23 protein-coding genes are annotated in these 25127 nt (G+C 39.0%); 11 read left to right on the top strand and 12 right to left on the bottom strand.

The features are described 5' to 3' along the window. Positions 1-82: 82 nt before the first annotated feature. From CSC79_RS11020 to CSC79_RS11005, 4 genes are read left to right on the top strand one after another with little or no spacing between them, the layout of a single operon-like run. Positions 83-1807, top strand: a complete 1725-nt coding sequence (locus CSC79_RS11020) for an autotransporter assembly complex family protein (RefSeq protein ID WP_099295863.1) — start codon at positions 83-85, stop codon at positions 1805-1807. Beyond that, the gene (locus CSC79_RS11015; protein ID WP_099295862.1) at positions 1807-5505 is read left to right on the top strand and encodes a translocation/assembly module TamB domain-containing protein; all 3699 of its coding nucleotides are present in this window, start codon (positions 1807-1809) and stop codon (positions 5503-5505) included. The genes CSC79_RS11020 and CSC79_RS11015 overlap by 1 nt, the downstream gene beginning before the upstream one ends. Before the next feature lie 41 nt (positions 5506-5546). After that, positions 5547-6341 (top strand): transporter substrate-binding domain-containing protein, encoded by a 795-nt coding sequence (locus tag CSC79_RS11010; protein ID WP_099295861.1) that lies wholly within the window; start codon positions 5547-5549, stop codon positions 6339-6341. A 29-nt stretch (positions 6342-6370) separates the two neighbouring features. After that, positions 6371-7240, top strand: a complete 870-nt coding sequence (locus CSC79_RS11005) for a peptidylprolyl isomerase (RefSeq protein WP_099295860.1) — start codon at positions 6371-6373, stop codon at positions 7238-7240. A gap of 33 nt (positions 7241-7273) precedes the next feature. On the opposite strand, the gene queF is transcribed toward CSC79_RS11005, so the two are convergent. After that, positions 7274-8119 carry an NADPH-dependent 7-cyano-7-deazaguanine reductase QueF gene (gene queF / locus CSC79_RS11000; protein ID WP_099295859.1) on the bottom strand — a complete coding sequence of 282 codons (846 nt, stop codon included), beginning with the start codon at positions 8117-8119 and terminating at the stop codon, positions 7274-7276. Positions 8120-8178: 59 nt separating this feature from the next. Here queF and syd point away from each other — a divergent pair, with 59 nt between their 5' ends. After that, entirely contained in the window at positions 8179-8718 is a 540-nt protein-coding gene (gene syd / locus CSC79_RS10995; RefSeq protein WP_099295858.1) for a SecY-interacting protein, read from the top strand. A gap of 38 nt (positions 8719-8756) precedes the next feature. Here syd and CSC79_RS10990 read toward each other — a convergent pair whose 3' ends face one another. After that, on the bottom strand, positions 8757-9530 hold the full coding sequence (locus CSC79_RS10990; RefSeq protein ID WP_099295857.1) for a Zn-ribbon-containing protein: 774 nt from the start codon (positions 9528-9530) through the stop codon (positions 8757-8759). Between the two features lie 12 nt (positions 9531-9542). Then, entirely contained in the window at positions 9543-9809 is a 267-nt protein-coding gene (locus tag CSC79_RS10985) for a hypothetical protein (protein ID WP_099295856.1), read from the bottom strand. 367 nt (positions 9810-10176) lie between these two features. Between CSC79_RS10985 and CSC79_RS10980 the strand changes: the two genes are divergently transcribed. Both CSC79_RS10980 and CSC79_RS10975 read left to right on the top strand, forming a co-directional pair. Then, positions 10177-10809: a GNAT family N-acetyltransferase gene (locus tag CSC79_RS10980; RefSeq protein ID WP_099295855.1), complete on the top strand. Its 633-nt coding sequence runs from the start codon at positions 10177-10179 to the stop codon at positions 10807-10809. Between the two features lie 317 nt (positions 10810-11126). Beyond that, entirely contained in the window at positions 11127-11393 is a 267-nt protein-coding gene (locus CSC79_RS10975; RefSeq protein WP_099295854.1) for a DksA/TraR family C4-type zinc finger protein, read from the top strand. 89 nt (positions 11394-11482) lie between these two features. On the opposite strand, the gene gloA is transcribed toward CSC79_RS10975, so the two are convergent. From gloA to CSC79_RS10950, 5 genes are all read right to left on the bottom strand, one after another. Further along, positions 11483-11884, bottom strand: a complete 402-nt coding sequence (gene gloA / locus CSC79_RS10970; RefSeq protein ID WP_010388396.1) for a lactoylglutathione lyase — start codon at positions 11882-11884, stop codon at positions 11483-11485. A gap of 53 nt (positions 11885-11937) precedes the next feature. Continuing rightward, positions 11938-12969 carry a serine hydrolase domain-containing protein gene (locus tag CSC79_RS10965; RefSeq protein ID WP_099295853.1) on the bottom strand — a complete coding sequence of 344 codons (1032 nt, stop codon included), beginning with the start codon at positions 12967-12969 and terminating at the stop codon, positions 11938-11940. A 194-nt stretch (positions 12970-13163) separates the two neighbouring features. Continuing rightward, positions 13164-13877: a transporter substrate-binding domain-containing protein gene (locus CSC79_RS10960; RefSeq protein ID WP_099295852.1), complete on the bottom strand. Its 714-nt coding sequence runs from the start codon at positions 13875-13877 to the stop codon at positions 13164-13166. 213 nt (positions 13878-14090) lie between these two features. Continuing rightward, positions 14091-14864 carry a MipA/OmpV family protein gene (locus CSC79_RS10955; protein ID WP_099295915.1) on the bottom strand — a complete coding sequence of 258 codons (774 nt, stop codon included), beginning with the start codon at positions 14862-14864 and terminating at the stop codon, positions 14091-14093. Between the two features lie 140 nt (positions 14865-15004). Next, complete coding sequence (locus CSC79_RS10950) at positions 15005-16915, bottom strand: aminotransferase class V-fold PLP-dependent enzyme (RefSeq protein WP_099295851.1); 1911 nt, start codon at positions 16913-16915, stop codon at positions 15005-15007. A gap of 578 nt (positions 16916-17493) precedes the next feature. Here CSC79_RS10950 and CSC79_RS10945 point away from each other — a divergent pair. Continuing rightward, entirely contained in the window at positions 17494-18030 is a 537-nt protein-coding gene (locus tag CSC79_RS10945) for a MarR family transcriptional regulator (protein ID WP_099295850.1), read from the top strand. A gap of 1 nt (position 18031) precedes the next feature. After that, on the top strand, positions 18032-18886 hold the full coding sequence (locus CSC79_RS10940) for a CPBP family intramembrane glutamic endopeptidase (protein ID WP_099295849.1): 855 nt from the start codon (positions 18032-18034) through the stop codon (positions 18884-18886). A gap of 420 nt (positions 18887-19306) precedes the next feature. Here CSC79_RS10940 and CSC79_RS10935 read toward each other — a convergent pair whose 3' ends face one another. Genes CSC79_RS10935 through CSC79_RS10925 form a run of 3 tightly spaced genes read right to left on the bottom strand, consistent with a single transcriptional unit; the run spans position 19307 to position 21988 of the window. After that, positions 19307-20233, bottom strand: a complete 927-nt coding sequence (locus tag CSC79_RS10935) for an MBL fold metallo-hydrolase (RefSeq protein ID WP_099295848.1) — start codon at positions 20231-20233, stop codon at positions 19307-19309. After that, complete coding sequence (locus CSC79_RS10930; protein ID WP_143483827.1) at positions 20230-20946, bottom strand: hypothetical protein; 717 nt, start codon at positions 20944-20946, stop codon at positions 20230-20232. Before CSC79_RS10930 ends, CSC79_RS10935 begins: the two co-directional genes overlap by 4 nt. Positions 20947-20968: 22 nt before the next feature. After that, the gene (locus CSC79_RS10925) at positions 20969-21988 is read right to left on the bottom strand and encodes an NADP-dependent oxidoreductase (protein WP_099295914.1); all 1020 of its coding nucleotides are present in this window, start codon (positions 21986-21988) and stop codon (positions 20969-20971) included. 108 nt (positions 21989-22096) lie between these two features. On the opposite strand from CSC79_RS10925, the gene CSC79_RS10920 reads away from it, so the two are divergent. Next, positions 22097-22993 carry a LysR family transcriptional regulator gene (locus CSC79_RS10920; protein ID WP_099295846.1) on the top strand — a complete coding sequence of 299 codons (897 nt, stop codon included), beginning with the start codon at positions 22097-22099 and terminating at the stop codon, positions 22991-22993. Between the two features lie 270 nt (positions 22994-23263). Here the strand turns inward: CSC79_RS10920 and CSC79_RS20090 are convergent, their stop codons facing one another. Beyond that, positions 23264-23863 carry a helix-turn-helix transcriptional regulator gene (locus CSC79_RS20090; RefSeq protein ID WP_180270419.1) on the bottom strand — a complete coding sequence of 200 codons (600 nt, stop codon included), beginning with the start codon at positions 23861-23863 and terminating at the stop codon, positions 23264-23266. Positions 23864-24477: 614 nt separating this feature from the next. Here CSC79_RS20090 and CSC79_RS10905 point away from each other — a divergent pair. Further along, a complete protein-coding gene (locus CSC79_RS10905; RefSeq protein WP_099295844.1) occupies positions 24478-24996 on the top strand; it encodes a hypothetical protein in 519 nt (172 codons plus the stop codon). Positions 24997-25127: the final 131 nt, after the last annotated feature.

Below are 25127 nucleotides of genomic sequence, written 5' to 3'. Positions count from 1 at the left end.
ATTTGAGTTGATGTGTCGTGGTACTGGCTTGTGGTATTATTAAGCCTCTTGAAGGTTCATTTGTTATTAGTAAGGAAATTACTTGCCTAGTCGTTTATTTGCGCCCATTACAGCAGTATTCTTTTTTATATCGTGCAACTTAGTTGCCGCTCCCCAAGTTGTAAAAAGCTACGATATCAATGGTATTAGTGGTGAACTTGAAAAAAATGTAGAGTTGTATTTAAAGCAACTAGAGGGAGAAAAAGCCACAAGTACATTATTGAGCCATGCTAAAAAGCAAGTGGCGAATAGTATGAAGGCGTTGGGCTACTACAAACCTAACATTAACCTTAACTATCTTGCACAGTCTCAAGAGATTGTCGCAACGATTGAACGTGGCCCTGCAACACGGATAGCGGATATTCGTATCACTGTAAACGGTGAGGGTAATACTGATCCGCAACTAATGGATGTAGTAGAATCAATTAAGCTAAAACAAGGTGATATTTTAAACCACAACCATTACGACTCTGCTCGGAAAAAAATTGAAAGCCAATTGCTAGAATTGGGTTATTTCGATGTTAAGTGGCAAACTCATCAATTAGCGATTTCTCTAAAATCGAATAGTGCTGAAGTCATTTTAACTTTCGATACTGGTGTAAGATATCAGTTCGGTGCGTTAATTTTAGGTGAACCAACCCCTGCGGAAAAATACATTCGCACACTTGCTGACTTCAAGCAGGGGGAGCAATATCAAGCGTCAATTGTTTCAGAGTATAACCTCTCTCTTTCTACAACCCCCTACTTTAATAGTGTTCGGGTCTATGCTGATATAGCAAACCGTTCAAATCAACAAGTGCCCATAAATGTAGATGTATTGCATAAGCCTGCAAACAGCTTCGAAGTAGGTGGTGGTTTTGACACTGACTTAGGACCTAAACTGAGGTTTAAATGGTCAAAGCCATGGATCACAGAAAATGGTCATTATCTCGAAAGTAATCTAAACGTAGCTGAAAAACAGCAAGATATATCATTCGGTTATACTGTACCTGTTGATGACCCTAATGATGACTTATGGCGTTATTCGGTTGGTTACAAACTGGAGGACGAAATAACGGATGATATTTATAGCGAAATATTTACCGCGCAATTACAACGCCAATGGTTGACTGAGAGCGACTGGGTACGCACTGCGTTCATTCGCCGTGATTATGAAACGTATCGATTTGGAGATGATGAACAAAGCTCCAAAATGTTGATGCCAGGTATTAGTTATGCCAAAAAAGAAACTAAAGGTGGAACAACCCCATACTGGGGGGAGCAATGGCTTATTTCAGCAGAGTTTGGTTTAGAAGATGCATTTTCAACAACCAATATTATGCGAGTACAATTTAAAAATGCATGGTTACGCACATATTTGGACAAACATTTACTGTTTTTAAAAGCAAATTTAGGGGCTATGTATGTTGATGACATTAATAATGTGCCTTTATCTCTTCGCTTTTACGCAGGTGGTGATCAAAGCGTACGAGGTTTTGCTTACGAGTCAATATCGCCAGAGGATGAAGAAGGGCGCTTAATTGGTGGTAAATACTTACTGTCAGGTACTATTGAGTACAATTATCAATTTGCACAAAGTTGGCGGTTAGCGCTATTTATTGATAGTGGTACGGCGACGAATGACTTTTCAGACCGAGTTGAAGTGGGCGCAGGATTTGGCTTTCGCTACCTCACGCCCGTTGGGCCTGTCAGGGTTGATCATGCTTGGGGACTAACAAAAGAGAGTAAAAGCACACGTTTAAGCATTACAATAGGGCCTGAAATTTAATGTCAAAAATGAAAAAAATTACAGCCGCACTGACCATCGTAGTTAGTACACTGATAGTTGTACTATTTTGCTTGCTATTTACAGCATCAGGAAACCAATTAATTGCTTATACAGCAAATAAATTAATTGATGGACTGTCTATAAATATCAAAGATGGTCGCTTTTTATATAATGACGCATTTGACGTTGACTATACGTCACCAAGTTTAAACCTTACAGCAAAGCAATTAAAACTCGATTTATATTGGTGGCACTGCGATGGAATTTGTATTGAAAACTTAAGTGCTCAGGCAATTAATTTAAACCTCGGTAACCCTCAAACTGAGGATCAAAGTGTTGAACCTGTTGACGAAGAATTATCAACTGAAACGCTCGGTGAGCAAGCTGCTGAGATTAGTTTGCCTTTTGATTTGTCAATCAAACGTGTTGCAATAGCGAGCTTTAACTTGTCACATTCTAGTGCTGATGTAACGGTTCATAAATTTCAACTAAGTGCTAAAGCAAAAGACTCTTTAGTAACGCTAAAATCTTTGAATATTCAACAAATTGATGTGTTATTAAAACAAAACGAAGAGTCCCCAGTGGAGCCTTTAACCGCATTGGAGCCACTACCTAATATTGAATTTAGTTCACCTATAGCTGCAAATATTGAACAAGTAGCAGTAAACTTGGTAAACATCACCAAAGGTGAACAACAACACAAAATTAAACAAATAAATACAGCCCTTTCGCTGCAAAAAGACCAGTTGGTAATGCACACGCTGAGCGCGGATTACTTACAATGGCATCTATCAAGTGAGTTAAAAGCAGAGCTAAATGGACGCACGCCATTAAGCGCTAAAATTGAAGTTGCAAGCACAGAAAATCAATTAACTTTACTCGCCAGTGGTGATCTAACTGACCTTCAACTTGATACAACTATCAAAGGGCTTTACCCATTGTCAGCTAAAATAAAAGCTGATTTAAAAACAGTAAACTATCCTTTTACACTAAAAGCGAATATTGCGCAGTGGCAGCTAAACACTCAGAGCAACCCGTTAAAGATTGAAAGTGTTGATTTAAATGGCAAAGGTAACGCAGATGACTATGTGTTAACACTTACTGGAAAGAGTCAACTAGGCGCCTACCCTGAAGTAAATCTAAATGCGATGCTAAACGGAGGTTTAACGCAAGTAAATGTGGAACAACTTGCTTTAGCAGCCAATGAAAGCAGCGCCACGATAAAGGCATCAGCAAGCTGGGATAATGGTTTAACAAGTCAATTTTCTGGGCAATTGGACCAACTTAAAGCGCAATACTTAACTGATGTAGTCACCAGTGATATTTCTGGTCAATTTGCAGGGTCTTTCAAGTTTGCCAATGATAATTGGCAACTAATCATGCAAGAGAGTCAATTAACGGGGCTTATTGATGACGTTAACTTTAAGTTTATGTCAGACTTTGATCTAAACAGTAATTTGCATGCAAGTATTAAAGTATTTGAGCTTACAAGTGGTGAAAACACATTATCTTTAGCAGGCAATATTGATCAGCAATGGAATATAGATGCAAAGCTGCATTTAGATAAACCAGAGCAAAAAAAGCTGCCTTTTACGGGGGTAGGAAATGGGAAACTTGCTATACGAGGCGGACGTTTAGAACCAATAGCTAACTTAGACTTAGCTTTACAGGACTTAACATACGCTGACATATCGGTTGCAGCGTTATTTATTAAATCTGACTTTAATTATGCTGCTGACTGGCAAACGAATGCCAATATCAAGATAACGGATGCTCAACTTGGCGGGCAGCATATTAATAGCCTAAGTTTAAATGCGACAGGAGACAAGAAAGACCATAGAGCTCAGTTTGAATTAGACGCCCTTGAGGGCAAAGCTGAATTTGAAGTAGCAGGTGTGGTTGTTAATAAGGTCTGGCAAGGACAGCTAAGCAATGTGTTATTGACTGATAATACAATACAGTTAACAGCAATGCCTGAGGTAGCAGTCACTTTTGATGCAACTACGGGCGATTTTTCAGTTGATAAGCATTGTTGGCAAACTAAAAATAGTAAGCTATGCATTGATAAACTTAAGCAGGTTGATAACTCGGGACATTTAGCCGCTAAATTGGATAATTTAGATTTATCTGAGTTAAAACACTTATTTCCTCATAATATAACAACAAAAGGGGGCTTTAGTGGGCTAGTAGAGGCAAAGTGGCAAGCCGCCAGTTTAAGTAAGCTCACAGCTTCACTGCAATCTCATCAGCTCTCAGCAACCTACATTGATGCTGAAAAACGTTATCAGTTACCTATTGAAACTTTGACACTTGAGGCGAGCTCTGACGCCATGAATGGTCAGCTTCAAGCAAATCTTAGCTCTAGTTTATTAGGTGATATAAGTGCGGATATTTCAGTGCAAGATTTACCTTCAAGTCGGGCATTATCTGGCAACATAGACATAGATCAAATTTTACTGACTGATTTGCAACCTTTCATTGGTACCCTAGAACAACTTAAAGGTGATATTAGCGGTCAAATTGCACTCAGTGGTTCTATCACCGCTCCTTTGTTAAATGGTAACGTCAATATCGCGCAAGTAAATATACAAGGTGAACAGCTCCCAGTGTCAGTGGTTGATTCAAATATTGATATCGGCTTTGATAATACAACCGCTACATTAGATGGCAAGCTTAATGATAGTGAAGGTGGCAATATAACCCTTACGGGCGATATTGATTGGGGAGAAGACAAACCAGCGGTAAATTTAGCAGTAGACGGTGAGCAATTTTATGTTAGAGCACAACAAGGTGTGCTTTTTAAAGTATCCCCAGATTTAAAATTAAGTCTTGCAGATAGTGCATTCAAATTAGCAGGGCAAGTTGTAGTCCCTTATGGGCGAATTATAATTGAAGAATTACCTGAAGGGGCTGTGCAAGTAAGTGATGATGAGATTATTATTGATCAGCAAAATGAACAGTCCAAAGCAATGCCATTTGATTATGATATTGATCTAAAATTGATTGTAGAAAATGATGTCCGTATAGATTCGTTTGGGCTCGAATCTAAAGTTGCCGGTGACTTAAGCATAAAAATGGATCAACAAACTCCCATGATTGCTACCGGTGAGCTAAACTTACGTGAGGGCACTTATCGTGCTTTTGGCCAAGACCTAATTATTACTAAAGGTCAAGTTGGTTTTAGCGGACCAATTAATAAACCTTACTTGAATATAAAAGCGATACGTAACCCAGAGAACACCGCTAATGATGTCGTAGCGGGGGTTACACTAACAGGAAATGTTGAGCAACCTTCTTTAAAAGTATTTTCAGAGCCAGCCATGGATCAAGGGCAATCATTAGCTTATCTTTTAAATGGCCAGCCGCTTGATGAAGGTGATAGTTCAACAGATGCCATGTTAACTCAACTATTATTAGCACAAGGGGTGAGTCGCAGTGAAGGGTTGGTGTCAAAAGTAGGTGAAACCTTTGGTTTATCGGATGTTAGCCTTAGTTCAAAAGGCAGTGGCGATGACACTAAAGTTGAAATTTCAGGTTATGTTGCACCCGGTATCCAAGTTAAATACAGCGTAGGGGTGTTTGAGTCGTTAAGCGAAGTGGCCATTCGCTATCAGCTCCTTTCTCAATTGTATGTCGAGGCGACCAATGGCTTAACTCGAAGTATTGACATATTATATAAATTTGATTGGGATGAATAATTATTAAAGTAAATAGACTCTTAATTATTGGGTGCATATTAATGCCATTTATGACTGCAGCCGAGGCGTTAACAGTCCGCTATACTGCGGGAGGGCACCCATATATTACAGAGTTGCTTAAATTAGTACTAAGTAAATCAGACATTACCATCAAACCAATTGAAATTGACAAAATACCGTCGCAGACTCGTGCGATACGCCTTTTAGGTGAACAAGATGGCATTGATGTTTTTTGGACGGTCACCAGCCCTTCGTCTGAGAAAAGAGCAAAAGCGATATTAATTCCTCTTGTAAAGGGGTTGATGGGGTATCGCATTGCATTAATACAAAATACAAGAAAAGATCTTTTTTCAAATGTTACACATTCTGGGCAGCTGAGCCCTTTTACATTTGGCTTACGCCAAGATTGGCCTGATACTGCTATTTTTCAAAGTAACGATTTAAAGACTATTACGTATGGGCAAGGAGCAGACCCACTTAATATGCTTACCAGTGGCCGTTTTGACGCTTTACCCTTTGAAATATTCGACCTTGCAAGTTTACACAATGAGCAAGTTGTTGGTGATCAATACATTGCTATTCGATACCCAAGTGCTGTGTACTTTTTTGTTGCTAAAAATAATTTGAAGCTGCATAAGTTAATAGAGTCAGGTTTATTAAAAGCGATTGATGATGGTTCATTTGAAGCGCTATTTAATCAACATTTTTCACAAGTCATTAAGCAAGCACAATTAGGTAGTCGCCGTATCATTGAGCTTAAAAACCCATTATTGCCCCCCAGTGCGCCTATCCACGAAGCACATTATTGGCTTGATAAAAATAAATTAAAGCAATAACCTATATAAAAACCTAATAAGCTTTTGTCATGCGTAAACACTTTGTTGTTACTATTTTAACCTCTTTATTATTTCATTCGCCTTTAATTAATGCTCAGCAGCCCAGTGCAGCTGCCATTATTGAGCAAGCACAACAATCACAGTGGCGACAAGTTGATCCGAGTAATGTGCTAAAAGTATCGTTACCAATGGGTGACGCTTATATTGAGTTAAACCCGCTTTTAGCACCAAATCACACTCAGAACATTAAACTCTTAGCTAAGGAGGGCTTTTATAAAGGCTTAAACATATACCGTTTTGTTGAAGGCTTTGTGGCGCAAGGTGGTGATGCAAGCGGTAAAAAACTCATAAAAACAGCCAATAAAAAGATACCTGCAGAGTTTTATTTGAAAACCCCAAAACCACTGATGATTACCGAGCTTGATAAAAGTGACGGCTATGCCCCGATTACTGGTTTTTTAAATGGGTTTGCGGTGGCTCAAAATGAGACAAAGACCCAAACGTGGCAAGTTCATTGCCACGGCATTTTTGCTATGGCCAGAGGGAATGAAACTGATAGTGGGGGGACTGAGTTTTACACCACAATAGGCAATAGCCAACGTTATTTGGATCGGAATATTACAGTTTTCGGTCGTGTTTTAGAGGGGATGGAGTACTTTAACCGATTGGACAGGCTGCCAACTAACGGGAAAACATTTAATCCTATTACTGATGTGCAGGTATTAAATGATATCGCCAAAGATGACGACAGCCAGTTTGAAGTAATGCATACTGAATCCGCTGCATTTAAAGCACTGATCGAGGCCCGCAAAAATCGCAGTGAAGCGTGGTTTGTTGAATCACCAGGTTACATTGATGTATGTTCAATGCCTATCCCGACACGACGTGTTTCCCGCTAACCCCAAATGCATGGGGTTAGTTTAAGTTAACAGCTATTGGCGGTTTATTTTTACATTAAATGGCACTGTGTTATTACTTGTAGAGCGGTACGGATTAATGTCTAAGCCACCTCTGCGAGTATAACGAGCATAGACTTCTAAATTTGATAGCTTTAGCTGAGTATTTAAGTCGCAGAAAATACGTTCTACGCATTGCTCATGAAATTCATTATGAGTACGAAACGAAATTAAATACCGCAATAACGACTCTTTACAAATTTTTTCACCCGAATAGCGAATAATGATACTTGCCCAATCAGGCTGTGAAGTGATTAAACAATTCGATTTTAGTAGGTGGCTGTGAAGTGTTTCGGTCACACACTCATCAGATGCGCTTTTGAGACTTTGAGCATCTAAGTCATAACTATCGATCTCAATGTCTAAATCGTCAATGCACACACCAGGTAAAGGTGTGCAAGGTAAGCAGTTGTATTCATCTGGGCTATACAAAGTAACCTTTACAGGCATTGCAACAGCTACAGATAAATCATTACTTAATGTGCTTTTAACCTTATCAACTGAATCAAATCGGGTTTGGTTAAAACTATTTAAATACAGTTTAAATGACTTTGATTCGATGATATGGCTAGTTTGACAAGGAAACTCAAATAACGCGACGCCAACCATCGGTTTTCCTTTATTATTTAGCCAAGATACTTCGTAGCCAGTCCATATATCTTGTCCTTTAAAAGGTAACTGTGCTTCGTCGATATTTAAATCATCACGGTTAAGCTTTCGAGCGATAGGAAAAAGTAAGCTAGGTGTATAGGTATCTACATACTCGGTTGATTGGCCAAGTACGCTGCCTTTTAGTTCGGGTGAGTTGCTGTAATCTGTCATGTTGCGTCTTTTGTAGTTACAATGGCTTCATTATACCTAAAGCTAATGAGTTTCGCAGTATGTCTATTGTTACCCAGTTAGAGCAACTTCATCAAGAATTTGCACAACACACCCTAGAGAAAACCAACAAATTACCACTCATAGAGCAGGATGATAGCTGGCCTAGTCCATGTGAAGTGGGTGAAACCAATGAGCATGGGCAGATCCAGTGGCAAGCTGTTCGTCGTAGTGAATCAGGCTCATTGACTGATTTGGCTAGCGCGCTTGATTTAACGTTTCCTGAGGAACTTTCAGACTATTATGGGTCTTTTTTTGGCGGCGGCATTGTTGCGATAATTGAAGACCATAAAGTAGAGTTATTACAAGCTTGGAGTGACGATGACTTTGACTTACTTCAGCAAAATATCACCGGTCATGTATTAATGAAACGCAAGCTAAAGCAACAACCCAGCGTGTTCATAGGCTTAACAGAGCAAGAGGACTTGCTTGTTACAGTATTAGTTGAAAGTGGTGAAGTGTGTTTGGAATACGTGGGTAAAAAACCTCACCACGTACTAGCTCCAAATCTAGAAGCGTTTATAAAAGCACTTAAAGTTTAAAAAATATTAGCGGAGTATCATTCACTCCGCGAAATTTATTATTGAAAGTCCCATGAAATGTTAGATACTAAGCCGCATGGTTCACACCTAAAATCGAATAAACCAAACCACGGCTCAGGTAGCTTCCAATCACTGTCGCAGCTGGGGCACCTTCGCGCTAACTCAGAGGCTTCATCTTTCCCTCCTACTCGGTATAAGTAGTAGTAAACTGGTTTTTTAGTTAAAAATTTAATACGTTTAGCGATGTCTTTTCCACGCCGAGATAAATCGCTTTCTATGTTTGATATTTCATCCAGCGCCGGGAACTCGCACCGCGTAGCGCCATTAATTTGAATTTGGTCGCATGCTTGCCAATCTTCTTGCCATTTAATAAGGGTTTTATAATCCCCGTTTGCAATGGCTGGAATATTAAATAACGGAATAGGTAAAAAGTCATCACCACAATAAAGCGGGCTACATGTGTGAACATACGTGGTATATAATATATATGACGAAGGTTCATGACATGCATCAGCGCCGTTAGAGTGAATATCTTGCCCTATTACTTTTACTTTTGGTGCCAATAAGCCAGCATCATGTAACTTATCAATACTGTGTTTGACAAATGGACTGTGATTTAACGGATGCATAGCGTCATCAGTTGGGCACATTACCCGAGTAATAAAATAACCATCTTTTAAAACGGTAGGGAATTCTTCCCCCATTATTTGACCATTAAAGCGCAAAGCATTTACTAATCGAATTATAGCTTGCTCAGCATTTTCAAGGGTCGTATCTTGGTAGCAGTCAAATGTTAAATCAACAACAAACATGGCATAGTCCAATTAATTTTTGTTAAGTAAGGCTAACAATGTATCTAGTTTAGCTTCAATGCGATCAAGTTGTTTTTGGTCTGCACAAGGGTTGTTTTGTTCAGTAGGTTGTTTTGTCAGGCTATGAATTGAATCAGGGTTATTCTTGTACTGACTAACAGCAGCAATTATAACCGGCATCGGAACAGGCTGAGTTAACCTATTTTTAGTCAATGCAACAGTGGGAGTTTTGCCTTCTTCAAGAAGGGCTTTTATAGCATCAAGAACAACTGAATTCATGTAATTAAAAGACTCTTAGGTTTGTATGAGGCGCAGTAGTGCGTGCATGTGCATAGTATCAATTTACTTATGTGTGCTCAATGTTGACAGCATGACAACACAAGCGTAAATATGGTGCACTTTTGCAGTTTAACTCCCGCTGAATTTGCGTTTTGTTACAGATCGGAATATACCTATAAGTAACAACATAAAAATAATCAATAATGCCAATACCAATTATAGTGAAAGAGTGATCGCGTCCTACGGCAAAAAAGTAACTATTATAAAGCCACTTTATTCGGTGACTTTAAATACATAAATACCTGTTTGAACATCTCACTCATAAATCGAGTTCGCTTTAACGAAATTGGTACAGTAAGGATAACTTATGACAACTATCACGCCAGACGATGTATTTAACGTACAGTATATTGCTGCTGAAGACATTAGCATTGCAGCAAGTTTAATTTATCAAGCGTACCATGATGATCCAATACTGCAGAAAATGCTTAACTACTCAGAAGATGAGTTGGCAGCCTATGAAAAAAAATTACGAGCGTTAATACGTGAAGAGCTAAGTACATTTTGGCAGGAAAAACAACCGCTCATTGGTTTGTACAAAAATAACAGGCTCAAAGCTGTCGCGTGTGTATTTGAATCAAGCAGCCAACTGCAGGCACAGCGGTATTGGCACTGGCGTTTAAAATTGATGTTAAGCGCGGGTTATTTACAGACAAACCAATTGATTGAAAAAGAACAAACCATTCGTGATGCACTCAAACAGCAAGGTAATTACTATTTTTTAGCCTTTATTGCCGTTGACCCTCATTTTCAAGGAGAGGGGCTTGGTCGCTATTTATTACGTGGTCTTGATGATTTAGTAAAAAGTAATGCTCAGGCAACAGGCATGGCTGTATTTGTGACCCAAGAACAGCACATTAATTTTTTCCAAACGGAAGGGTTTGAAAAGCTAAAAAAACTAACATTTAATAACGTTGAGGGAGAGTTACTGTTTAAGTAACAATTGTTTTTTAGAAAAGCTTATCTGCCACAATTACAGATTTGTTATAAAAGCTAGTAGGCTTTGATTTGTATGATGAGAAAGTTATAACACGATTTTATATTTACCTTGTGATAAGTGAAAATCAAAAAATGAGTAACGTATGGCTTTAAAGGTATAATTCTTTAGCGGCTTTCTCATTGCAAGTTGTTTTAATTGTCATACCTTTCTACAAGTCACATTGTTAAGTTTGTTATTTCGGACTATTTATATTCAGTAATTATAAACATTCCATTTGTTAGCCTTAACCCGAATATCCAACTTTATTAGGAGGATTTATGGCAAGTGGATGGGCACGCGATGGTGCAATTCAAGAACAAATTGACGCAAGTGTTAATGACGCTGTGCAGTATGCTAGAAGTAATTTAGTTTCTGGAGCCAGTGCCGAGCTATGTGAAGAATGTGATGAACCAATACCACAGGCGCGAAGAATTGCGTTACCAGGGGTTAAGTATTGTGTAAGCTGCCAAGCTGGTTTAGAGGGTAAAGGCGCGCTTTCTAAAGGGCTTAATCGGCGTGGCAGTAAAGACAGTCAGTTACGATAAAAAGGTGCATACAGCACCTTTTTTAATATCGTATCAGAGTTGAGCTTAGATAATTAAAAAGGGGTTAGTAAACCTATTAAATAAATTTACTAAAATTTATTCATATTCTCTTTTTTCTGAATAAGTTCAATTGAGTAGCCATCTGGATCTTTTACAAACGCAATTTCTGTTGTGCCACCTTTTACTGGGCCTGGTTCACGGCTAACGTTACCACCAGCGCCCTTAATATCTTCACAGGCTTTATAAATATCATCAAACTCAATAGCGATATGACCATAGGCATTACCTAAATCGTAGCTGTCGGTATCCCAGTTATAGGTTAGTTCAAGTACTGTCGTGTCAGTTTCATCACCGTATCCTACAAAGGCGAGGGTGTAGCGGTACTCTTCGTTATCAGCACGGCGTAACTCTTTCATACCGAGCACTTGAGTATAAAACGCAATTGATTTATCTAGATCAGCAACCCGTAACATGGTGTGTAGTAAACGCATTTAAACCCTCTTAAAATTTCATAAATTTTGATAACGCAGCTACTTTGTAACGACTACTGCTGCGCTGTTAAAATATCAATCACTCGATTATAAATTATTTCTGTGAGCATCACAGTATCATCGCCATTAGTATTTATAAACTGTACAACGACTGTATCGATATCCTTATAATAACGAGCAATGCTTGAATACCCTAACACCCAACCCGTGTGTTCATACTTATAAAGCGATGTATACAAAGCTTGCTCTTGTTCGTCGAAAAAAGTGCCTTTGTTTAAAGCAATAAGAAAGTCGCCTACATCTTGTGCGGTTGCCACGTAGCCTTGATCGAGTGCTTTAAAGTCATTCTCATAACCTACGTAGTAACCACTCATTAAATCTACTAAATTAATTTCATGCACTGATGAAAACGTGTTCGTTAGGCCCAGTGGCGTTAAAATTTCATCTTTAATATATTGGTTGTGATCATAACCCAGTACGTTAGACATAATTTTTCGCAGCAACAAATAATTAGTATTAGAATAGCCATAATCAGCATCAGGGCTAAAGTCCGCGGGTTCATCGAGCACTAATGCAAGTGGATCAGGGTAGGTGATTGACCAATCAAAATTATCGGTGTCTGTGTAATTGGGTATGCCACTTCTGTGCTTTACCATCATTCGCAATGTAATTTTATCTGCGTTTTCAATGCGACCAATTAATGATGGAAGATAGTCAGCCAGTGTTTTATCTATATCAATACGTCCAATGGCTGCAAGCTTAGTTAAAGCCGCTGCGTCATAAAGCTTTCGTATACTGCCTATTTTAAATAGTGCAGATGGATAAGCTGGGATGGCAAGTTGCCTATTATGCCAACCTTGGGCATAAAGTTGATGCTTTTCACCTTGCTTATGAACGTAAACAATGATGCCATCCAAACCTTGCTCTACAGCCTGCGCTGCCTGTTGTTCAATTGAAGTAGGCAATGGGTAGAAGTAATACACAGCAAACTTCCATGGCGCGAAAAAGTAAATACTCATAATAGTAACAACGGCAGCAGCTATACGCATAAGTGTAATTGCTTTTTTACTTTTTAATTTATTCATGGCGATTTTTCACTGAGTTTGGTTAGATTTACATACTCAAAAAAGTGTATGTTGTCTGATTTAAAGCACGTATCTAGGTTGAGTTACCCATTCAACTGCAAATATTAACTTTGAATATGTGAATGAAGGTACTCGAACATAAAAGAATATTTATAAAATATCAACTCATAGAGAGTACTTTATATATTACGCTTTTAAAGCAACGCTGGTGGGGTTATTTGACGGTTTATATGCTGGTTAATTGTATCCATAATATGTGGAGCATTCTTTACCTGTTTATTTAAATATAAATAGACGGGAAACTCATCAATTTTATAGAATGTCAGCTTTAAATCAGCATGTTTTGCTTGTTCAACGCGAGTCGGTGATTCATAACCCAAAACACAATCAGCTCTTTTGTATTTAAGTGCCTTTACTGCACTATCATGATTTTGCGCGTGAAGCTCTATATTATAGCCGCTTTGCTCATTAATTTGTTTTTGTGTGCCATAGGTATACCCAGACAATAAAATTAACCTGAGTTGCTTTAGATCATTTAATTTTTTTATGTTTAGTGAATCATCTAAACATACAGCTCCTAATACAATCCGGTAGATTGGCAAGTTACTTTTCAAAAAATCATTAGGCGTAGAAATAAAGCTTTCGATTACTGTAGAAAAATCGACTCTACCTTGTGTGATGTATAACTTAGCTCTTTTATTGGGCAGTTCTACAGCGGAATATGTTAACTTTGCATCATTAAATATGTACTTAACTTGTTGCGCAATAACCCCTGCTACATTTTCGTTTTCACTGTAATGGTAGGGTGCAAAATTTACATATCCCCACGTTAAAGAGCGTGAATCATTAGTTGCAAAAGCCGCCGGATTAAAGAAGAGCAACATTGCAATCAAGTATAAGCGATTCATGATAATTATGAGCACCTTTAAGAGTAACGGAACCGTTGTTCAATAATTACATAGATTCCCAATAACGCAAACATGAAGAATAATATAATTAACGGTTAACTTAGTTTGACATTGCCAAAGCTAAAACTCTGTTTTAATTACTGCTTAGTGCAAAATCAGGTGAAACCTTAGGGTAACAAGGTTACTCCTAAAGTGAATTTTTAGCACTCACGCTTAAAAAAAGCGCGAGAACAATAAGCGTAGTGACAAACTATTGTCAGTATCAACCAGTGGGCTGTCAGTTATACTTGAATCACTTAATGTATAATCAACACTTAAACGAGTGAATCCGTCAAAGAATATTGGTGTCGCAACTGAAAAACCGATCGTCGTGTTTAAAGCGCTGTCAGCTTTATAAGCCGGTCTTAACGTTGTTGCCTCATAATCTCTCACGCCATAGTAATAATTCACATGATTAGCATCAAGATAACTAACTGAAATTGTAGGCTCATAAAAAATAGGACCGCTTTTAAATGCACGCCCAAGTGATGCTTTTAGCTCGTAGCCATTGGATTTATTAAGTACGTCAAACATAGACGATAAACCTACATTCCAATCATTACGCTCATACTTAACTCCCAAACCAGCATCAAATGAAAAGTCTCTTTCGTCCATTCCAATAAAAACATCGCTGTCTGAGCTATCAAAACCTTGAAATCGAGGTGACGCCTGAGCTGATAACTTAATCCCATCTTGGTTCAATACATCATAGCTAACAAAAGGGCCCAATACAGAGAGCCTATCACCTCTATACCCTAATATTGGTAAAGGAATAACCCGTCGGTCATATCCTTTATAAAGTTCTTGCTTAACACCTAAGCCAAAGCCATATAAAAAACCTTTTGGTTCTAGACGTTTTCGTACTTCTCCTCGATCATCAGCGAGAACGGGTGTAGTAAGGCACAGGGCTAGAGTCCCAAAAGTAAATAAACTAATATTTTTGTACATTGTAAATTTCATAAAAAATTTTTTATTATTATACCTTACGTACCAAACGATTTTTTAGCTTACTTTTTACTCTAAAAATTAAACTGCTATAGACGCAGCAGCAATGAAACAGACATTGCTGCTGGAATAATTGAGGTGATTTATTTGTTTGACTTGGCCTTTAAAACATAAATCTCGCCGTCGAAACTGCCTTGAATCGTTAACCCTTGCCCAGCTAACTCTTTTAGATATTCTATATGCTCCTCAGTGATATGCTGACCAGGAACTAAAAGCGGAATACCTGGCGGGTAGGGGGTGACTAACCCTGCACAAATGCGATTGTTGCTTTTGCTAATGGGTACTGACTCACGCTCGCCATAAAAAGCGTCACTTGGAATACACGCCAGGTCTATTGCGGGTAAACTCTCTGGTAAGCTAGAGCGTCTGGTCGATGTTGCCAACTTCACTTTACCACTGTCGAGCTTTTTCAATGCATTATATAAACGAATAATCTTCGAACGTGTGCCGCCTAGTGTCAGCAATACCAAAATAGTACTGTGCGTGTACTTTTCTATTTCGAGGCCTATTTCATCCAGCAAAAATTTATGAATATCTTTTAATGAATAAGGCAACTGACTAATATCGATGAGAATTTTCAACGGATCATGACCCATGTTGTCACCACTAAAGTGTGGGAATATGTTCATAAAGTCTTGCTTACCTAACACTTTAATATGCTTGAGTGACGCCATCTGTTGTTTAAATTCTTCTACGTGGTTTAACAAAGCATTAAGTAACTTATAGCCTTCCATCTCCAACTGTTTTTGGCATACATCAAGCGATGCGATTAACTGATACTTAGGCGATGTGCTGGCGTAAATACTGTAAATCTCTCTAAAGAAATCAGCATCAAAATCGGGATCGTTTACATGAATATAAGACGCCTGAGAAAACGCCGACACTACTTTATGAGCAGAGTGAGTGACATAATCTGCACCGGCATGAATAGCGGAGTAATAGCGCAAACTAGGGTGGAATAATGAATAGGCAAACCACGCTTCGTCGATAAACACTTTAATGCCATGTTGGTGGGCAAACTCCACGACTTGTTTTAGATCACTCAATAAACCATCGTATGTGCAGCCCGTGAGTACCAATAGTTTTGCGTCGGTATTTTGTTCAATCGCTTGTTTAATATCGGCCAATGACGGTGGTGCAAAAATGCCATATTTAGGGTTTAACACACTCGATAAATAAATAGGGAAGCTGGCCGATTGCAAAATGCCATAATGCACAGATTTATGACAGTTGCGGTCGATGATCACTTTGTCACCCTTGCGTAGTAATGTCTGCAAGATGATTTTATTTGAAGTTGATGACCCATTGGTAACAAAGTAAGTATGCTTTACTTCAAATGTAGCCGCAGCGGACTCTTGGGCACGGCCAATTGTGTTGGTGCTGTCGGATAATGAACCTAATGAATCAACGGATACAGACAGGTCTCCAACGAAAACATTGCGACCATAAAATTGGTAAAAATCTTTGATGTAAGGTGAGTTTCTAAAGCTAGAACCACCACTGTGACCCGGTGTATGCCACGAGTCGTTCGATTCACCTACATAACGACGATACGCTGTCCAAAATGGCGTTTCCGACCGGTCATCAAAGTCATTGATCATATACCCTAAAATAGCTTCAGGGTCTGAAATCACTTCATCTTTAAAAAAGAAAGACTCGATTTCTTCTGATTCGTTTACAATTTCCAGCCCATTAGTATCGTCGCCGATAACGTATACCGGCAATTCTAAGCGAACAGCCTTCAATTGTTCAATAAATCGACTATAAGTGCGTTCACCGACCTTGTTGTGTACATCCCAACTAAGTACGACAGCCTGAATATCACCATCTTCTTCAACACAACCTAACGCGTGTTTTAGTTCAAGGCTTTCAATGATATCGATTTGAATATCATCTCGCTCAAAATTAGCAATTGTTTTGGAAAGATTCGCAGAAAGCTCTTTTAAAGTGGTTTGCTCTTGCTCTATCAGCAATATTCGAAGTAAAGGTAACATGGGGTGTCGCAATTAAATTTTATAATACTCAGTAGCATAACCAAAGCATTGACACTTGTGAAATTAATAGCTTGAAAATGTTCTAATAATTGCTCTTAAAAAACCTATCCGTATAAAGAGCATGTATTTAAATTGATTTTCCAGAGATTGAAAGATGAATTTACTCTGTTCTATCCTTGAACTCATACAAGTCTTCATTAATACAGCCGCCACATATAAGTATACGGGCGTTATACACTTAGCGCTTGTTTACTTTTAACCTGTGGTGCGCATCAACGTTAAACTCTTTAGAAAAACTTTTCGAGTTTTAGCACACCCACATTTTTACCAAAGCAAACTTGGTACGGTTTGATACACGGTTAATAAGGTCGTCCTAGTTAATGGTCGATTAGACATAAGATTTTAAAACTAGAAAGTGAAGTTTACCTCAAGTTTGCATATTTGAGGCGCATGGAACTGTGTGAATTTAAATAATGTTACAAATAGTTCCTTGCATGACATGTAATACCTACCTATATTAGCAATAGCTTTCGCAAGTGCTTGCGGATATTTATGATTTGAATAAGAGAATTAAATTCATGACTAAAGAATCACATTTTAGTAATCAAATAAGATCGAATTATGCTTTTATGGCAAAGTCTGTTTTTGATTTACATTGCCTTATACAAAGCCAGTCTGAAGAGTTATATACTGAAAAAGAAATGGGTTTTCCTGTTTTTGCTTCATCTACATTGTTGTTTTTATCTAATGTAGAGAGCGCATCTATTATGCAAATCTCCCAGGGACTAAATTTATCTCATCAGTTGGTTTCTCAGCGGTTAAAAATAATGCTCAAGCTAGAATTAGTTGAAGGCATCAAAGATGGTAATGACAAGCGAAGAACCTTGTATCACTTGACGCCTAAAGGGCAAGAAAAATCTGAGATACTAAATTTGTATTGTTTGGACGCTGAGCAAGCATTTAAAGACTTATCTAACGAAGTAGGAGTAGATATTCAAAGTGTGCTTAATTCAGCAATAACAGCACTTCAAAACCAATCTTTTGGCAAGCGTTTTCCTGAACACTTACAATCATATAAGAAACGAGTTGCTTTAAAAAAAGATGAGAACGCCTAATATGAACGCGACTAAAAACACCTATATTACACTCGCCACATTTTTGGCCTTCGTTATTGCTTTTTACTTCCTAGGATTTTGGCTGATATTTAGAATGGGGCAAGCAACGCCCCTTATGTTGTCAGTAGGAGCTGCTACGATTTTAACTTGTTTAGTGAGAAAGAAGAGCTTATCTGAGCTGGGTTGGAAATGGGGGAGTTGGAAAGTTCAATGGAAAAGCTACCTAATACCCTTTGCTATTGCGTCAGTGGCTTATTTACTTATTTGGTCTTTGGGGGGCGGTGAATTATACAACAGTGAATTCTTAGCGGACAAAAAGCAAAGCTATAACTTAAGCGAATGGAATGATTTAAGTATATTTCTTTTTCATTTGATTTTAGTCGCATGTATCAGCTTCATAATGTCAATTCCGTCTATTTTAGGTGAAGAAATTGGATGGAGAGGGTTATTAGTTCCTGAGCTTTCTAAAATCACATCATTTACAGGGGTCGCGTTAGTAAGTGGCATACTTTGGTCAGCGTTTCATTGGCCGTTGATTTTTTTAGGGTTGTATGGAAATAGCGATACATCGATTTACTATCAACTATTTTTCTTTACGTTATTCATTATTTCTAGCGGAACTATCATGGCTTATATCCGGTTAAAAACAGACAGTGTCTGGACTGCTGTTATGTATCATGGTGCTTCTAATATATTTATTCAGAAAGTTTTTACGCCGATTACCATTACAAACGAGAACTCAAGTTATTACATTGATGAATTTGGAGCTGTATTAGCGTTGGTTGCCTCCGTTGTTGCGTTTGTCTATTGGAGAAAAGGCGTAAAGGAGTTTTCTTCATTAGCTCAAAAAACATAATGCCCTGTTGAGGGATATACTAATCAAAGCATCAATTGAATAAACATAAAACATTATTCAGTTTTGCCTTTAAACTCACATCACTATTTAACAATACATGAGCCGCTTCTAAGTTTGCGAGCAGTCCTTACATAGCGGCCATGTATGATTTAAGGGTATTGTACGTCTACTTTAAACTTTGCTGGCACAACGTTAAGAGGCTTTTTTCAACCTGTTAAACATTTTTACCCATTGTAATAGCCCGATTGCTCACACGGAATATACGTGTATCTTCAGCTATTGTCGGGCAGCCAAAAGATAACAACAGTAGATTGTGGAATGCTCGTGCTTGGCGGTTTGAAACGAATTCCAGTTGCTCAAATTCACCCAGTCGAATGATTTTAGCAATAGGGCTTGAGCAATCACTAACTTAGCTTGGCATCAATCGATTGGATAAACAATAAAATGGTCTGTAACCACCCGTGATGGTGAAATTCTGCTCTGCATTATTTCATTTAGCAGGCTAAGGTCTTTAACGAACATAGGCAGCGCTGCTTCTTCTGGCTGATAGGTCGTTCCCATTTCATAATCTTGTCCTGGGGTATTCTTCATTTCAATATGCGTACCCATTAATGCTGATATGACATTATTTTGCGCAAAATCAGTTAGCCGGGCTATGCTATTGCGAAATGCTTCCCAGTCTTTCACATACAAGCGACCCGGATAAAGGCTATCGCCTGTAAGTAGCCACTTGGTTTCACTATCATATACCGCTATTGCATCTGACTTGTGTCCTGGTAGTGCAATAATAGTGAGGTGACGATTCCCTAATTCAACATTAGCATGAACGTTCGGCCACTTGTTGCCGTGCAATCTGAATGCTTGCTTGACCGACTCCAAGTTCGGCTTGATCAGGGATACATTAGGTTGATTTAGAAACTGACTATCACCTGCAATGTGATCTCCGTGCCCATGTGAATGAGCAACTAACCAAGATAAATTGTCGTAACTCTGCCTTCTTTGTTCAGCTAACTTGTTGACGATGGATTCAATGGTTCGAAACAATGGAAATGTAACTGGATCTGATGTCGCTCCAGTATCGAGTACAAAAACCTTGTTCTTACCGAATAATAGGTAAATAAAGGGGGCTTCGTAGTGGCTACATTTGCTTTGCCTGAGTATATAGGTTGTATCTGAAAACTGATAAACTTCTATAGACGGATCACTATTACCCTCACACATTGGTGAACCGTGAATCCATGTGTGTTTTGCAAGTTTAGCCATTCGGTTATCAAAATCGTTTTCTCTTGCTAATGAATTGTCCGAAGAAAATAAAGCAATTGAAAGCAGTACAAGTATTAACTTCATTTGGCAAAATCCCTTATTTCAAAGTACAACACTTCCATCGACTGACATTGCTTTATTTTAGAATACAACGTACCAATATCAGGCATTGATTCGGACTGATTCACTAAGCTATTAGCAAGGCATTGATGACCAAACACGATTGCGTCAAACGATGGCGCAGCTTGAATAGGATGGATAAGCAGTTGCTTGTTATCTGGTCCTGTATCCAAAACATGCCACTCTATTTGACTTGGTTTTCCAGCGGTACGCAAAGTTGTTAGTGGCCGCTTGTATATTTGACGGACAAATGTGAAGTTTTTGTCCTTCAGCCATTTCTCACCACCTCGCTCAAAGTGACCAAGGTAAAACTGAGTGTCTATCTCAAAAGATTGACCGTCGATAAGTGTGTTTAAGTCAAACGTTGCTGGCAGCAGCGTTATCATGTTTTCCACATAGTGCGCGTGTGTCGTTTTATTTGTTTGCGTTAAGTGTTCGAGCAATTGCTGGCGATGTGTACTTTCTACTTCATAAACAAGTTGGTAATCGTGAGGCGCTTGATATAAAGGTAAGTGACTGGCAAAGAGACGCTTGCCATTAGTAAACAACACCATGCCATGAGAACCTACTCGTGTATGTTTTTCATGTAGGTCATGTTTATTAAGGGAAGTTTGTGCATCTAAAGTCATGCTTGTTAATATTAACAATGTGAAAAGGATGTGCGTTATGTTTTTCATGGCTGGTACACTTAATACGTTATTATACAACACGAACTATTGCCTTTCCGGTGTTTTGCCCTTCAAATAATCCAGCTAATGTATCCGGCAGATATTCAAAACCGCAGACCTCTGTGGACTTGAACTCTATTTCACCCGTTTTGATCCAAGGGGCAACATGCTCGATCATTTCTGCCATACGGTGAGTAAAATCACGTGCCAATATTCCTTGCACAGAAGCTCGTTTATACAAAAGCTGATGTAAAAAGCGAGGGCCCACTTCAGGGGTATCCAGACCGCCGTTGTATTGTGAAATTTGGCCGCAAACAACAACACGGGCCCTCAGATTCAGACTGGTCAACGCTGCATCTGTTATCATGCCCCCAACATTATCAAAGTACACGTCAACACCACCCAGCTCCAAAAGTTTAGTTTGCAATTGTTGCGCCGAAGAATACGACTTGTAGTTCAGTGCTTCATCGACCCCCATTGTTTTTAACCATTCACATTTTTCTTCAGAACCCGCAATACCAATCACACGGCATCCAGCTTTAATAGCAAACTGAGTTACGAGCGAGCCAACGGCGCCTGCAGCACCAGATACGAGTACAGTTTCACCGGGTTTGGGTTTGCCAGCTTCCATTAGTCCAAACCACGCAGTTCTGCCTGGCATACCTAAGATCCCCAATGCAGTTTTTACATCGGCTTGTTCAGGATCGATAGTCTGTATTTCATTGCCGTGCACAACAGCATGAGTTTGCCAGCCAATATATCCGCTCACCCAGTCTCCGGGTTGGAAGTTGTCATTGTTTGATTCAAGTACTTTAGCTACAACCGCAGCACCCTGCACAGTGTTTAAAGGGTGAGGTGGTTCCCATGAGTGTGTTGCTGCTTGCTGGATCCGCATGTAAGGGTCAACAGAAATGTATTCAGACTTTACCAGCACCTCATTTTTGGACAATTGGGGACTAAAATCAGATTCTCTGAGTTCATAGTGCTCTGTGCCTACAAATTCATTAGGTCGTTTTACGTAAAACCATTGCTTCAACTGATAACTGCTCATTTCTATCGCACCTCTTGTATATAATGAGCGAAATTGTTGCATGTAATTTATGTCTCGGTAAGCTATAATTATTCTGCTAATGATTCCAATTTGGAAATGATGGATTAAATGGATACCGAAGATTTAAACAAATTTCTAATTGTTGCTGAGACATCAAATTTACAAACAGCATCTGAACAGCTCAACATTACAGCAGGAGCGCTTTCAAAAACAATTAAGCGCATTGAAACCAAGCTCAACATACGACTTTTTGACAGGGTTGGCCGAAACATTCGGCTCAATCAACACGGTGAGAAATTTCGTCACTATGCATCACATTTGGTGCATGAAGCAGAGCAAGCAATTAGTGAGTTTAGTGGCGATAGAAATAAAACATTGGTGAAGATGGTCGGGCCTTCATTGTTACTTCAGCACTATATTCCCAAACTTACCTTAGGGTTAAACAAAGAACATTATGATTACAGTGTAGAGTCGGTTTGGGAAGGCCGTGCCATTGCGCAGGTAAATACGGGGCAGGCACATTTAGCTTTGGTAACTCGGTTTGCACTAGAAGAAAGTTCCTACAGAGAGGACCTTGCAAGCATACACCTTGGTACTTCTGAGTTTAAAGTCGTAGCAGCAGTTCAGCACCCTTTGCTCAAACGCTTTCCAGATGGAGAGGTCACTGTTGATCAGTTGCGTGAATTCGGTTTTGCTTGTCCGAGTGTATCGCCCTTTTGTGGTATCAAAAGAGGCATTGGTTCTGACGGCTGGCGCGACGATAAAGTGCCTCGTACTATCACCTATCGGTGTTCCGAGTTTAGTGTGCTGATGTCCTTGGTTAACAATGGGATTGCACTTGCGTATGTGCCAGACTTTGTTGCCCGTAATGCAGGGTTAGTGATTATCGATGTGGTGGGATGTGAGCACAGTTGCCAAGAGCATATAGAACTTATCTATAAACCGAGCCTAGCGGCTGGTTGGTTACACCGATTTACGGGTTCTATTGCGATTGAAGAGCAATAAGTAGGATTATCCGGTCTTATATTCATAAAAGTATTCAAAAATACAACTGCCGCACTTAGGTTTACGGGGGGGCACTTATAGCGACCGTGCAGAATAAACCAATGGTACATATCTACTTTAAACTCTTTAGGCATCACTTTTCGAACTTTTTTCTACTCCAACATTGTTCTTACCTATAGTAAATCGAGTGCGGTTTGATACGTTGTAAAGTATGGTGATGTTTAAGCGAGATATAAACGTTGAAGAGCGTTTTATTCTAGCAAAAATGACTTATTTGTTTTCTAACTGCTGCTTACGATACTGGCCAGGTGTAAAACCAGTAAACTCCTTAAATGCTCGTGTAAATGGAGCGGCAGAAGCAAAACCACTTTCAATTCCAACAACAAGTACAGGCCAGTCACTTTTATCCGGTGCAATCAAAATGGTTTTAGCATATTCAATACGCATTTGATTTACGTAATGGTTAAAGTTTTTAGCATTAAAATGGTTGAGCATTACAGAACGGATACGATATTCGGGCACGTTCAATTCACGAGCGATGTCAGCAACTCGTAAACTCGATTCCAAATAACGTTTTTCATCAACCAGAATCGCCTGGATTTGTTGGGCTAGTGCGGGTTCTTCCTGAGCAGAGGGCGCTGTGTTCTGTTCTTTTTGATCAAGTTGCTGTTGGCGGAAGAGTATTAATCCATGAGTGCTGATCAGTATGACTAAAAACGCGAATGTCGAGAGCCAGTCTCGTCCAGTGCCAGCCAATAAATCATTTGGAAGAGTTGCACCTATTAACATGACACTGACAACGCAAAAAATGAATGACGATAGGTAAATAGTTGCCATTTTGCGCTGTAATGCAGTTGAACTATTTAACACCCGATATCCTTCCCAGAAAATAAGAATGAGCATACCCGGGTACAAAATCGAAATTATTTCAGTTAAAACGTTTGTTAATAAGGAAAGCCAAACTGAATGGGCTAGCCACAACTTTTTAGAAAGAAGTAAAAGGTGTTGCAATATTAGACATGCTGAAAGTAACCCAACAAAAATTAGATGGTGACGATTAATAGAGTTATTTTTTCGGAAAAAAGCGCGAGCAAATAGCCAATATGCACTAGAGACGCCAACTCCCAGCATACCGATTAAATGGTGATAAGGTTCCCAAAAAACATTGGTTAACTTGTGTGCGACATACATAGAAGTTGATGCACAGAAAATCGCAAAAACAAAGTGTAAGAGATGCCTTTCTTTTAGGCGAAAATGAAAGATGGCTAATATAAGACTTAGCAAAATTATAATTAATTGGGCTAGATTTAACAGTTCCAACTTTTACTCCCTTTGTTTCTGACGCTATTTTACAGTAACTCAGTTCTTTTTCTATAATCTTCTTGTTTTTGTTCATTTTCGTATATCGATTTTCAAATTTGATGCTCCTCAGGCCTTACGACATGCGAGTATTGAAGCGAAATTTGAACAATAAGGTTATTGCTATGAACAGTAAATCGATCACAAATAACGACAGTGTTATTGCAAGTGGAAGTATTAAAAACGAAGACAATTTAACGCAAAATAACGCGCCATTAGTACCACTATGGCAAACTTGGGGACTTCGAGTATTTTTTGCGGGATTAGTGTTTGTCATTGGTAAATGGCAGTTGATGTCAATTTTACAGGGACCTTTTGAGTGGACATCATGGCGAGGTGTGGGGCATTCGCTTTTATTTACACTTGCTTTATTGGCTATCGGCGGCATGTTTCGCCCAATAGCATTTCTACCGATTATGCTATTTGAAATCGTTTGGAAAGTAGTTTGGTTGGCTGCTGTCGCACTGCCACTATGGATGGCAGGTGAGCCAATTCCGGGCGTTGTAAGTGTAAAAGGATCGCTAATTGGGGTTGGTTTAATCATTATTTGTGTCCCTTGGAAATACGTTTGGTGGAGATATTTTTCACAACCTATTGAGCCATGGAGACGCAAAAAACAGGTGAGTAATAAAAGTAGCAACTAAACAGTGATTAAGGTAGGGGAGGAGATCTATACCCAAGCCTCCTCAAGATGCGAGTTTCAGTTGGAGTTAAAAGCGATTTAGGCAAGGCATTGATTGCAAGTAATAGTGGTCCTATTGTTAAAATCAATAAC

The sequence above is a fragment of the Pseudoalteromonas sp. 3D05 genome, from assembly GCF_002723455.1.
Taxonomy (GTDB): domain Bacteria; phylum Pseudomonadota; class Gammaproteobacteria; order Enterobacterales; family Alteromonadaceae; genus Pseudoalteromonas.
This window is presented reverse-complemented; position numbering and strand designations above follow the sequence as displayed.